Origin of the sequence: Nostoc paludosum FACHB-159 (genome assembly GCF_014698835.1) — a bacterium.
In the GTDB taxonomy this organism is placed as follows: domain Bacteria; phylum Cyanobacteriota; class Cyanobacteriia; order Cyanobacteriales; family Nostocaceae; genus Nostoc; species Nostoc paludosum.
In genome coordinates this window covers 16,318-28,365 of record NZ_JACJTU010000001.1, presented here as the reverse complement: position 1 = coordinate 28,365, position 12,048 = coordinate 16,318, and the positions used below count along the sequence as shown (strand labels likewise).

General features: G+C 38.4%; 11 protein-coding genes and 1 pseudogene. 11 read left to right on the top strand and 1 reads right to left on the bottom strand.

Features of this window, described 5'->3' with window-relative positions; all coding sequences use genetic code 11:
- Positions 1–289 precede the first annotated feature (289 nt).
- The 5 genes from H6H03_RS00115 (at position 290) to H6H03_RS00095 (ending at position 5,052) form a co-directional block, all read left to right on the top strand.
- The gene (locus H6H03_RS00115) at positions 290–1,144 is read left to right on the top strand and encodes an FkbM family methyltransferase (RefSeq protein WP_190953056.1); all 855 of its coding nucleotides are present in this window, start codon (positions 290–292) and stop codon (positions 1,142–1,144) included.
- 128 nt (positions 1,145–1,272) lie between these two features.
- Entirely contained in the window at positions 1,273–1,926 is a 654-nt protein-coding gene (locus H6H03_RS00110; RefSeq protein WP_190953055.1) for a glycosyltransferase family 2 protein, read from the top strand.
- 19 nt (positions 1,927–1,945) lie between these two features.
- Positions 1,946–3,274: an ABC transporter substrate-binding protein gene (locus tag H6H03_RS00105; RefSeq protein WP_190953054.1), complete on the top strand. Its 1,329-nt coding sequence runs from the start codon at positions 1,946–1,948 to the stop codon at positions 3,272–3,274.
- Positions 3,271–4,170 (top strand): S66 peptidase family protein, encoded by a 900-nt coding sequence (locus H6H03_RS00100; RefSeq protein ID WP_190953053.1) that lies wholly within the window; start codon positions 3,271–3,273, stop codon positions 4,168–4,170. Before H6H03_RS00105 ends, H6H03_RS00100 begins: the two co-directional genes overlap by 4 nt.
- Positions 4,171–4,248: 78 nt before the next feature.
- Complete coding sequence (locus H6H03_RS00095) at positions 4,249–5,052, top strand: FkbM family methyltransferase (RefSeq protein ID WP_190953052.1); 804 nt, start codon at positions 4,249–4,251, stop codon at positions 5,050–5,052.
- Positions 5,053–5,075: 23 nt separating this feature from the next.
- Here the strand turns inward: H6H03_RS00095 and H6H03_RS00090 are convergent, their stop codons facing one another.
- On the bottom strand, positions 5,076–5,816 hold the full coding sequence (locus H6H03_RS00090) for a hypothetical protein (RefSeq protein WP_190953051.1): 741 nt from the start codon (positions 5,814–5,816) through the stop codon (positions 5,076–5,078).
- Between the two features lie 283 nt (positions 5,817–6,099).
- On the opposite strand from H6H03_RS00090, the gene hemE reads away from it, so the two are divergent.
- The 6 genes and pseudogenes from hemE (at position 6,100) to pstC (ending at position 12,048) form a co-directional block, all read left to right on the top strand.
- Positions 6,100–7,161 (top strand): uroporphyrinogen decarboxylase, encoded by a 1,062-nt coding sequence (gene hemE, locus H6H03_RS00085; RefSeq protein ID WP_190953050.1) that lies wholly within the window; start codon positions 6,100–6,102, stop codon positions 7,159–7,161.
- A gap of 258 nt (positions 7,162–7,419) precedes the next feature.
- A complete protein-coding gene (locus tag H6H03_RS00080; RefSeq protein WP_190953049.1) occupies positions 7,420–8,358 on the top strand; it encodes an NAD-dependent epimerase/dehydratase family protein in 939 nt (312 codons plus the stop codon).
- A gap of 13 nt (positions 8,359–8,371) precedes the next feature.
- A pseudogene (locus H6H03_RS00075) lies at positions 8,372–8,764 on the top strand (Uma2 family endonuclease); the annotation flags it as partial.
- Positions 8,765–8,851: 87 nt separating this feature from the next.
- Entirely contained in the window at positions 8,852–9,364 is a 513-nt protein-coding gene (locus H6H03_RS41095) for an SDR family NAD(P)-dependent oxidoreductase (RefSeq protein ID WP_190953048.1), read from the top strand.
- A 278-nt stretch (positions 9,365–9,642) separates the two neighbouring features.
- Complete coding sequence (gene pstS / locus H6H03_RS00065; RefSeq protein ID WP_190953047.1) at positions 9,643–10,686, top strand: phosphate ABC transporter substrate-binding protein PstS; 1,044 nt, start codon at positions 9,643–9,645, stop codon at positions 10,684–10,686.
- A gap of 360 nt (positions 10,687–11,046) precedes the next feature.
- Positions 11,047–12,048 (top strand): phosphate ABC transporter permease subunit PstC, encoded by a 1,002-nt coding sequence (gene pstC, locus H6H03_RS00060; RefSeq protein WP_190953046.1) that lies wholly within the window; start codon positions 11,047–11,049, stop codon positions 12,046–12,048.

The following is a 12,048-nucleotide window of genomic DNA, read 5'->3' as shown; positions in this document are numbered from 1 at the left end:
GCCACCTATGTTTCTATAGTTTAAACAACTGCTGGCTCCAAACTATAGATAATTAAACATCAGCCATAAAATTACTTAGAATATTTTTCAATAAAACGGCATCTCAAGAGCGATCGCTTTCTTTATACCCGCTAAAGTTCTGTTTGCCCCTAGTTCCGACTTCCTGAGGACTAAATCTTGATTGTCCCCATATGGCCTATGGCAAAGGCAGTTGTGGCAGTAGCGAATTTTTAGAAGATGGGATAAAAGTTATGTGTTAAAATTTTACAGCCGTTTCTAACTTAAAAAAATGGTAGAAGATACACTTTTAATCCAAAAAAATAGTTTTAATTTTAAAGTTGTTAAAAGCAAATATCAGGATTTTTGGGAAAAAGTTAATGATGAGCAATGGGAACCCCAAACTTTCAAAGTATTCGATCGCTTCATATCTAAAGATGTCACATATATAGATGTGGGAACATGGATAGGCCCAACCTTGCTTTATGCAGCTCAACTAGCTAAACAAGCATTTGGTTTTGAACCCGATCCTGTAGCATATCAGGAAATGTTGGCTAATGTTAATTTAAATCCTAATATTTCTAATATTAAAACTTACCAAGCTTTGATAGGAATTGAATCTGGTGAAGCTCGACTAGGAAGTAGAGAAGAAGGAGGAGATTCCATGAGTAGCGTTTTGTTTTCAGATCTGAAAACAAGTTGGCTAGTTAAATCTATGAATCTCCAAGAATTTGTCAAAAAAGAAGGTTTGCAGCCACCTCTATTTATTAAAGTGGATATTGAAGGTGGAGAATATTCGCTGATTCCAACATTAGCTGGCTTCTTTAAAGACTATCAACCAATAGTACTTTATTTATCACTTCATCCAGAATTTCTGGCAATGAGTACATCTTCTAGTAATACAGTTGTAGGAAAACTGAACAAATGGATTAAATTAATTACGGCTCATATAAATTTAGCTAAGAGTCTCGGCAGCTTTAAGTATATATATGATATTCATGGCGATCGCACCAGTATATGGGCAGGACTACTCAAAGCCTTAAGCAGTAAAAATCTAGTAGCTGAGAACGCTATTATTGCAACGAACGAAGTCTGGGAAAAAGCTGGAAATGAAAATTCAAAATCCAGAATTCAGAATAGTTATTGATTCAAAACCACGGAATTTTAAATTAGGTGTGAATTGATATTGAATCAGTTTATTGAGTCTGGATTTTGGTAGTGACGCTTTTATTGTTTGTTGTTAAACTCACATTAAGCAATTTATTAAGACGACTGATGAATACTATCAATTTTAATCCTATTCCAGAGATTTCAGTCATATTAAGTACGTACAACAGGGAAAATTATTTAAATAATTGCATTGATAGTGTTATTAATCAAACGTTTCATGATTGGGAACTAATTGTCGTTGATGATGGTAGCCAAGATAACACTTTTACAGTTGTCAATCCTTATTTGCAAAAATTCAATAATATCCGTTATCTAAAACACCAAAATCGTAAAGCTGCTTATGGGAGAAATGCCGGGATTCAAGCATCTTTCGGGAACTACATCACATTCATAGATAGCGATGACACATACAAAACAAATCATCTAGAGTCACGATTTGAATATATGAAAGCTAATCCCGAAATTGATTTAATCGAAGGAGGATGGGAAATCGAAGAAGAGTTTTTCGTTGCTGATTTTTTTAAACCAGGTGAAAAAATTAGCATTCGCGAATGTGTTGTAGGCGGGACATTTTTCGGCAAAAGAAAAGTCTTCTGGGAATTGAAAGGATTTAATAATATTCATTATGGAGAAGATGCAGATTTGTGGTCTCGCGCCGAAAAAATTTTTAAAACTCAAAAAATTAAACAGCCAGAAACCTATGTTTATACTAGATCTGAAAGTAGTACTACCAAGATTTTTATGGATAAAATCTCTTAAATTTAGTTAAATATTTGGTATGAAAATTACATTTTGCCTTCCCAAAATACTAAATATATTTCAGCAGCATACTAGCTATAAATGGAGAAGTTTATTTTTAGGAATTATCCTAATCTCTCTACTATTTTTATCTAGTTGTCAAAGTACAACACCAAAAAACAACGGTGCAATTCATGTCACACTCTGGCACAGTACGAATCCACCGGGTAATCGGGAAATATTCAATAAACTAATAGATAAATTTAATCAGACTCATCCTGACGTTTATGTAGAATCTATCTATGTAGGAGTAGACGGAATATTACCGAAAATATTGACAGCAGTGATTGGCAATGCATCTCCAGATATGTTGTCATTCTCTCCACAAATGACAGGTCAGTTTGTAGAATTAGAAGCAATTCGACCTCTGGAAGATTGGCTTGCAAAATTGCCACAAAAGTCGGAAATTTTTCCTAATTTATTTGAAGAGTTGGAATTTGATGGTCACATGTGGTCAATTCCTCTGACTACTGCTAATATGGGCATTTTTTACCGTCCTAAACTTTTCCAAGCAGCAGGAATTACGGAAACACCTAAAACTTGGGAAGAATTGAGGGAAGTTGCCAAAAAATTAACTATAGACCGCAATGGCGACAATCGACCCGAACAATATGGAATGTTATTGCCTTTAGGAAAAGGAGAATGGACTGTCTTTAGTTGGTTCGGCTTTTTATTAAGTGCTAACGGAGAGATTGTCACCAATAATCGCCCAAATTTGACGAATCCGGGAGCGATCGCTGCGTTAAAATTGTGGCAAGATCTATTAAAAGATGGTTCAGCCACCCTTTCTCCCCCAGAGCGAGGTTATGAGGAAGACGCTTTTATTTCAGGCCGAGTGGCGATGCAAATTACAGGCCCCTGGACTTTCATCATGAAGTCTAATGTGGATTTTCAAGTTTTTCCCATACCTGCAAATGTCCAGCAAGCTTCAGTCAAAGGCACTGGAAATTTATTTTTGATGAAAACTACACCCGAAAAAGAACAAGCCGCACTCAAATTTTTTGAATACATTTTGAGTGAAGAATTTCAAACAGAATGGAGTATTAAATCGGGCTTTTTACCAACAAATATTAAATCAGCACAAAGTCAAGCTTATCAAGAATTGCTCAAGCAAAAACCTGTTTTGAAAACTTTTCTTGACCTCATGCCTGTATCAGGTTATAGACCAATTATTCCCGGCTATAGTCGTTTATCTGATGCTCTTGGTCGAGCCATTGAAGCCACCGTGCTTGGTGCATCTCCAGAAACAGCACTTGAAAAAGCCCAAGCCAACCTCGATTCAATTTGGGATTCCATACAACCTCAATGAAATCTAAAATCCTGCCAGCACCCCTCAAACCTGGTGACTTGCTGCGAGTCATTGCTCCTAGCGGTGCTTTACGAGAATTTGAGGCATTTGGACGAAGTATAGAAATTTGGCGATCGCGTGGCTATCAAGTTGAAATCAGTCCCAAGATAGATGACAAATGGGGATATTTAGCAGGTAAAGATGAAAATCGCCGCAACCAGCTAGCAGCAGCATGGCAAGACCCAAATTGTCGCGGTATCCTCTGTACCAGAGGTGGTTTTGGTAGCACCCGCATCTTAGAAAATTGGCATTGGCAACAAAATTCACAACTTCCCAAGTGGTTGATTGGCTTTTCTGACATCACCGCACTCCTATGGAGCCTTTATAACGTGGGCATTTCTGGCGTTCACGGCCCTGTACTGACGACTCTTGGTGATGAGCCAGATTGGTCAATCCAGCGATTGTTTGATTGGGTGGAAGGTCGTTGTGTTGCTCCTATTCAAGGTTGTGGTTGGGGTGGTGGGATTGCAACTGGGGTTTTGTTACCAGGAAACTTGACAGTAGCAACTCATCTTTTAAGTACACCAATCCAGCCAAATTTTGATGGTGTGATTTTGGCACTGGAGGATGTCACAGAAGCGCCCTATCGAATCGACAGAATGCTTACACAATGGCGTTTAAGTGGTGGTTTGGCAAAAGTGCGCGGCATTGCTTTGGGCGGTTTTACTCGTTGTGAAGCCCCGCCAAATGTGCCTAGCTTTAGCGTCGAAGAAGTATTGCGCGATCGCTTGGGTGATTTGGGGATTCCTGTTGTCTCTGATTTGCCTTTTGGTCACGGTAGTCCCAATGCAGCGTTACCAGTGGGCGTAAAAGCAACTTTGAACGCAGATGCAGGGACATTAGCGATTAATGATTGATAAATATCACATCATAGCAATGTTTAAAACTTGCTCGTAAAAAGTTTGGAAATACAGAATTAAAAAACAAAGGAATTTATGGACAAAAATTTAATAATTGATGTTGGGGTTCACACAGGTCAAGATACAGAGTTTTACTTAAAGAAAGGCTTTCGAGTTATTGGTATAGAAGCCGATCCTCAGATTTACAAATCAGTAAAAGAGCGACTAAATCACTACATTGAAAATGGTCAGCTTACCCTCCTAAATATTGCTGTATCAACCAAAGATGAGCCAGTCACATTTTATACTAATTCAGATAGAAGTTTTTGGGGTACAACTTCACTAGATAGAGTGAAAAATAAAGAAATTACCTTTAGTACGCCTTTTGTTGAGATGACTGTAGAAGGATGCCGATTTGAAAAAATCTTGGAACAGTTTGGTATTCCCTACTATCTCAAAGTTGATATTGAAGGTACTGAAATATTGTGCGTACAAGCATTAAAACAGTTTGAAAGTAAACCAAAATTTATCTCTATAGAATCTACAAAAACTTCTTGGAATGCTTTGCTTAATGAGTTTGCAGTATTTAAAGAACTTGGTTATCAGAAATTCAAAGCCATCAATCAAGCGGAAGTACCGAACCAAGTTTGTCCCTCACCAGCACTAGAAGGGCAGTATATTCCATATCAATTTGAATATGGCGCTAGCGGACTTTTTGGAGAAGAAACACCAGGTAATTGGCTCTCGGAGAGTGAAATAATCAAGGTATACAAAGATATTTTTTGGAGTTCGAGAATACTTGGAGTAAACGGGATTATTTCCAAATTACCAGGGGGAAAGATGTTGCTAGATACGCTCAACATCAAGGAACCCTGGTATGATACTCATGCCAGCCTATAGTTGAAGAATTATCACAACAAAATTCATCGAGAAATTTCACTTTGGCGAGGTGAATTTCTTTTTAAAGTACACAAGCCAATTGCTGGTATAGCTCCGAGAACAATTGCTGTAAATCCTTGTCCACTCCAATATAAAATAAAATTACGGTTTGCTTCTGGAATTAAATTTTGCCCAATAAAAAGCAACCAAATCAAAATAGTAATTAACAAGAAAGAGATTGAAGGTAAAAAATTCCACCACCAAGCGCTTGCTGTATATCTTCTTAATACCAGCCATTGGCAAATCCCTAGCCAAATACCAGAAATTACATAAGCGATCGCTCCTAGAAATCCCAAAAGAAAAGTCTGTTCGGGGGATAAAGCTTCATTGAAGGATGAGGCAATGGATGAAATATAGTTAATCCAAGCTGTAGAAACACCGTTGGCAATTAACCAACCAACACTAGTAGCAAATATCCATTGCCAACCAGATAAATATCGAGAAACGACAAGGGCTTGATCGGCGGCAAAAATCAGCGCAAACGCAACGTTGCTCAGACATCTAACCACAATGCTCCACATTTGCGAGTCTAGTGATACATTTTCGAGAATAACTTTCTCTAAAGCGATACTGGCAACCCCACCGACAACCCATCCGATGAGGGTCATTAAGGTAAACTGAAAAAAGAATTTCTGTCGCTGCGATCGCGGAATCAAAAATTTTCCTGGGTTAGGCTCGTTATTAGCAGAAGTAAAGCGATCGGGACTGTTGGAGTCAGATTGCATAAGAGGTTAGGGAGTAGGGAGTGGGAGATGAGGGAGATGAGTCAGGTGAGGGAAAAGGTTAAAGGGTAAAGGGTAAAGGGATAAATTTAACCTTTCCCCCTTTCCCTTTCCCCCATGCCCTGTTTGCCCAATTCCCAATTCAATATTGATTCCTGTTTTATCCTATTTCCCAGTCGCCAGTCCCTAGTCCCCAGCCCCCAGTCCCCTGAATTCTGAAAAAGCGTAATCCCGGAATGATAAGCTAAACAGTGGCATAAAAAAGTGACTTAGGATGAAGTGATAAATGGGTGTTTCGTTAACAACTCCTCATCTCTTACGGGCTGCTCGTGGTGAAGTAGTAGATCGTCCCCCTGTATGGATGATGCGACAAGCGGGACGATATATGAAAGCATATCGAGACTTAAGAGATAAGTATCCTTCGTTTCGCGATCGCTCGGAAATTCCAGAAGTGGCAATTGAAGTTTCCTTGCAACCGTGGAAAGCTTTCGGGCCAGATGGAGTAATTTTATTTTCTGATATTGTCACCCCATTACCTGGTTTGGGTATTGATATGGACATTGCCGAAGGTAAAGGGCCAATCATTCATTCGCCTCTCCGCACTCAAGAACAAATTGATAACCTGCGTCCCCTAGAACCAGAAGCAGCTTTACCATTCATCAAAACAATTTTGCAGGCGCTACGCTCGGAAGTAGGCGATAAATCAACAGTGTTGGGCTTTGTGGGTGCGCCGTGGACGTTAGCTGCTTATGCGGTGGAAGGAAAAGGTTCTAAAACCTATTCCATCATCAAGAATATGGCATTTTCTGACCCGACGATCTTGCATCAATTGTTAACAAAATTAGCAGATGCGATCGCCGTCTATGCCCGTTACCAAATTGACTCTGGCGCTCAAGTGGTACAAATGTTCGATTCTTGGGCGGGTCAATTAAGCCCCCAAGATTATGACACCTTTGCTCTGCCTTATCAGCAAAGAGTTTTCCAGCAAATCAAACAAACCCACCCCGATACACCGTTGATTTTGCTAGTTAGCGGTAGTGCTGGTGTGTTGGAAAGAATGGGCAAATCCGGTGCAGATATCGTTACTGTAGACTGGGCAGTGGATATGGCAGATGCACGGGCAAGATTGGGCAAACAAGTCAAAGTCCAAGGAAATCTTGACCCAGGTGTGTTATTTGGCTCGAAAGAATTTATCCGCGATCGCATTTATGATACCGTTCGCAAAGCCGGCAATTGGGGTCACATTCTCAATCTCGGTCACGGTGTCCTACCAGAAACTCCAGAAGAAAATGTCGCTTTCTTCTTTGAAACCGCAAAGCAACTGAATCTGGCAGGAGTTAAAGGTTAGGAGCCATTCAATTTTGGATTTTAGACTTCGACTACGCTCAGTCGAACGATTTTAGATTTTGGATTTTTTCTGCAATCCAAAATCCAAATTCTTCTTGAAAACCACCAAAGCTGCGACGCAAAATCTAAAATTTGCAAAGCTATGACCTATAAAGTGTTGCAAAGTTGAAAGTTATTTTTTCTTCTTAACCTTGATTTGGAACTTTTAACTTTATTCTTAAATCTTGGTTTTTAACTCTTAATTTTTTATAAATTATTTATGAGCCAGAAACGGATTTTAGTGACTGGTGCAAGTGGTTGTGTAGGTCATTATTTAACAGAAGCCTTAATTCAAGAAACAGATTACGAACTGTTTCTGCTAGTTAGAAACCCCGCTAAACTGCAAGTTGATACTCAAGCACGTCCAGGTATCAATGTTTTGCAAGGTGATATGCAAAACATTAGCCAATTTGCAGATTTATTATCAACAATTGATATAGCGGTACTCACTGCTACAGCTTGGGGTGGCGAACAGACATTTGATATAAATGTCAACAAAACAATAGAGTTGATGAAGCTGTTAGATCCAAATAAATGCCAACAGGTAATTTATTTTTCCACAGCTAGCGTTTTGGATAACCACAATCAACCATTAAAAGAAGCTGGAGAAATCGGTACAGATTATATCCGCTCCAAATATGAATGCTTACATCAAAAAGAAAAATTAGAAATAGCGCCTAAAATCACCACGGTTTTTCCAACTATAGTTTTGGGTGGTGATGCTAATAAACCCTATTCTGCTGTTTCATCTGGTATTACAGAAGTCACCAAATATATTAATTTGATTCGCTTTTTGAATGCAGATGGTAGTTTTCATTTTATCCACGGGCGAGATATTGCAACTGTAGTGCGATATTTAATTGAACATCCTCCTGAAAAAGAGCAACCACGTAGATTTGTTTTAGGTCAAGCAAAATTAACTGCTAACCAAGCAGTGGAAGAAGTTTGTGCTTATTTTGGCAAAAAGATTTACTTTCGCATTCCCGTATCTATAGCTTTAGCAAATTTGATTATTGTTTTGTTCCGCATTCGCATGGCTGCTTGGGATAGGTTTTGCATGAATTATCGGGATTTCACTTATGAAAATGCGGTTAATCCTAGCAGTTTTGGGTTATCAAATTATTGTGCAACCATGAGTGATGTTTTGAAATTAAGTTGAGGTAAGGATAACAATGGTACAAGTACCAAATAAAATCTTAACCCTAGAAGAATTTCTGGTACTACCAGAAACTCAGCCCACCTTGGAGTATATCGACGGTGAAATTATTCAAAAGCCCATACCTCAAGGAAAACATAGCACTATTCAAGGAGAACTCTGCCCCACAATCAATTCTGTTATCAAAGTACAAAAAATGGGTTGGGCTTTTCCAGAATTACGTTGTACTTTTGGAGGACGTTCTATAGTTCCTGATGTCGCTGTATTCTCGTGGACAAGGCTTCCTGTAGATCGAAATGGCGATATTGCCAATACATTCAACGCCGCACCCGATTAGATAATCGAAATTCTTTCTCTAGAACAAAGCCATACAAAAGTTATAAAAAAAATCTTACACGCTCTCAATCACGAGTCATGCTAGCCGTAGCCCTAAAACTTGGCCACAAAGGCTATGACTAAAAAAAGAGAAAATGTGCGATCTTAAAAACTAATTGTTGTGACATTATCTGAATTTTCATTAAATGGAAAAGTTGCCCTAGTAACGGGAGCAGGACGAGGGTTAGGATTGGAAATTGCCAAACTACTTGCCAAAGCCGGGGCGTGTGTCATTATCAATGGGCGAAACCTTGAACGTCTCAATCAAGCAGTTGCAATTATTGAGTCAATCGGTGGTTCAATCTCTTCATTACCGTTTGATGTAACCGATGAAGTCACGGTTCAAAAGGCATTTGTTGAAATTCAAGAAAAGCATGGCTGTTTGGATATTCTCATCAATAACTTTGGGATGCGCGATCGCCGCGGGTTTTTCGAGTTTGAAATGGATGCAGTCCGTCGGCTGATTAACGCCGATTTGATTGTTGAAAAATCGAACTTCTCTCGGTCGTTGGGGAAATCCACGTTAAGGGGAGGTGCCGTAGGCGGTGGGGTTTTATGCGTCTTCATAAAGAATTGGTATTACTTCAAAAATATTACTATTACGTGCAATGGTTTAGGCAGGTTACATCAATAAACTGAGATTTTTCTCTAGTTTCTGCCGCAGTGATAGTTTTCAAAATCCGCTATTAATTCAAGTTTAATTATTAAAAATATATTTATTTTTTAAATCAAAATATTTTTAATAAATCAATTCCATTAAATATTAATAATTTAAAACAGTGTTTAAAAGTAAATTTTAAACGCAAATTAACTTCATGTTCATCTAACGTTAAACTAATTTTAACCACAAGAAATGTACCTTATTTAAGGTTGTGATTACAGCAGTTAAATATTCCTTTAATCAGAGGTAATATGATTTTTTCGGCCACCATCTTGAATCGTGTAGTTGCTAGTTCATTGGTGACAACTTCTATTGCACTAAGTCCAATGTTTGGTGCGATCGCACAAGCTCAAACCATCAACGGTGCAGGAGCAACTTTTCCGGCTCCACTTTACGAACGGTATGCTCGTGAAGTTAAGAAGAAATATCCAGACTTGAAAGTTAACTACCAAGCAATTGGTAGTGGTGGCGGTATTCGTCAAGTCACTGCTGGAACCGTTGACTTTGGTGGTAGTGATGCTGCTATGAAAGATGATGAAATCGCTAAAGTCAAGAACGGTGTAATCTTAGTACCCACAGCGGGTGGTGCAGTCTCTGTGGTTTATAACCTTCCAGGCGTTGATAATCTTAAATTGTCTCGCGCTACATTACCAGCTATTTTTGCAGGCCAAATTACTAATTGGAATGATGCGAAAATTAAAGCTGATAATCCTGGTGTAAATCTACCAAATCAACCAATTAAATTTGTTGTTCGCGCCGATGGTAGCGGTACAACTTTTATTTTTACTAACCATTTGAGTTCAATCAATGGTTATTTTAAAGGCAGAGTAGGAGCTAACACTGCACCAAAATGGACTCTGCCAAATGTCCTTAAAGGTAAAGGTAATCCTGGTGTTGCAGCTTTAGTAGCTCGCACTCCTGGTTCTATTGGTTATGTTGAATATGCCTACGCTCTCAAAAATAACCTGAAATCAGCACAGATCCAAAATAAGGCAGGAGAATTTGTTGCTCCTTCTTTACAATCTGCAAACGCAGCTTTAGCTACTGTGAAATTTCCAGATAACTACCGCGTTTTTGTAGGAGATCCAGCACAAGGTTATCCCATTGTTGGTCTTACTTGGATAATGGTTTATAAACAGTATGCTAATGCTAGCAAATCTGATGCAATCAAGAAATGGGTAAATTGGGTTTTGAAAGATGGTCAACAGTATAATGATGACCTCAACTACACCAAGATTCCATCTGATGTGGCAAATCGCGTACTTCAGACAGTGAATAGCACTGTCAAACCTTAATCGCTAATCTCTCTTAAGAATTCAGAAGTCAGAATAGTTAAAAAATCAAGATAAAAATTAATGGATGAATCTACTCATCATAATATATTCTTGATAAATAATGACTTCTGACTCTCGTGAATCTTGTTAGTAAATCTCGTTTCCAGGTTCTACCTGGAAATGCTTTTTATTATGACTATGCTGTTTGAAAGAGAGTTTTAAAATTCATCATAAGACAACATAGCTTGGTTTAGCCTAGTACAATCTCGCTGAAATAAATCTATTATGTGAAAAAAACTACAAAAATAGACTTATTTCTATTGCCTATTGCCTATTGCCTTGTTGCACTCTACTCACATCCAAAAATCTATTTTATTTGTCATGGCAAATTCATCAGAACCAGCCGACAAAAATTCATCATATCAATCGAATTTAGATGATGAAAATATCGATTTGACAGCTATCAGCGGTAAAAATTTCTGGTTCGATCAAGGATTTACGCGGCTAGTATACTTTTTTGCACTGGTTACTTTTGCTGTGTTATTTTTAATGAGTTGGGTAATTTACCAAGAAGCTCTACCAGCAATTAAACAGTTTGGAGTCGGGTTTTTATGGGGTCAAGATTGGGATACAGGTAATGGAATTTTTGGTGCATTACCTTATATTTATGGAACTCTAGTAAGTAGTGCGATCGCTATTTTATTAGCTGTACCAGTGGGAATAGCAGTCGCCTTAGTAACAAGTGAAAATTTCTTACCCACATCGGTGCGAACAACCTTAGCATTTGTTGTGGAATTAATCGCAGCAATTCCGAGTGTAATTATTGGTTTATGGGCTATTTTTAGCTTTATTCCAGTTTTAGAACCTTTTGAAAAATGGCTGGGTAGCACTTTAAAAGTGATACCACTATTTAATACACAAGACCCTGTGGGCACAAATATGTTGACTGCTGGAATTATTCTAGCCATCATGATTTTGCCAACAATGGCAGCAATTACTCGTGATGTATTACTAGCTATACCCAAAGAATTACGCAGCGCATCTATGGCTTTAGGTGGTACTCGTTGGGAAACAATTTTTCGAGTTTTGCTACCATCTGGATTTTCGGGAATAGTCAGTGCAGCAATGCTCGCCTTAGGACGTGCTTTGGGTGAAACAATGGCTGTCACTATGGTAATTGGTAATTCTGCTCAAATTAGTGCTTCTTTACTCGATCCAGCTTATACAATTCCCTCTGTATTAGCGAATGAATTTGCTGAAGCCGAGCCAGGATTACATATTGGTGCTTTAAGCTATTTAGGATTAATTTTATTTGGCTTAACTCTAGCTGTAAATATTGGCGCTGTATTATTAGTCAGGTGGTTTGGTAGAAAAAATAATTGA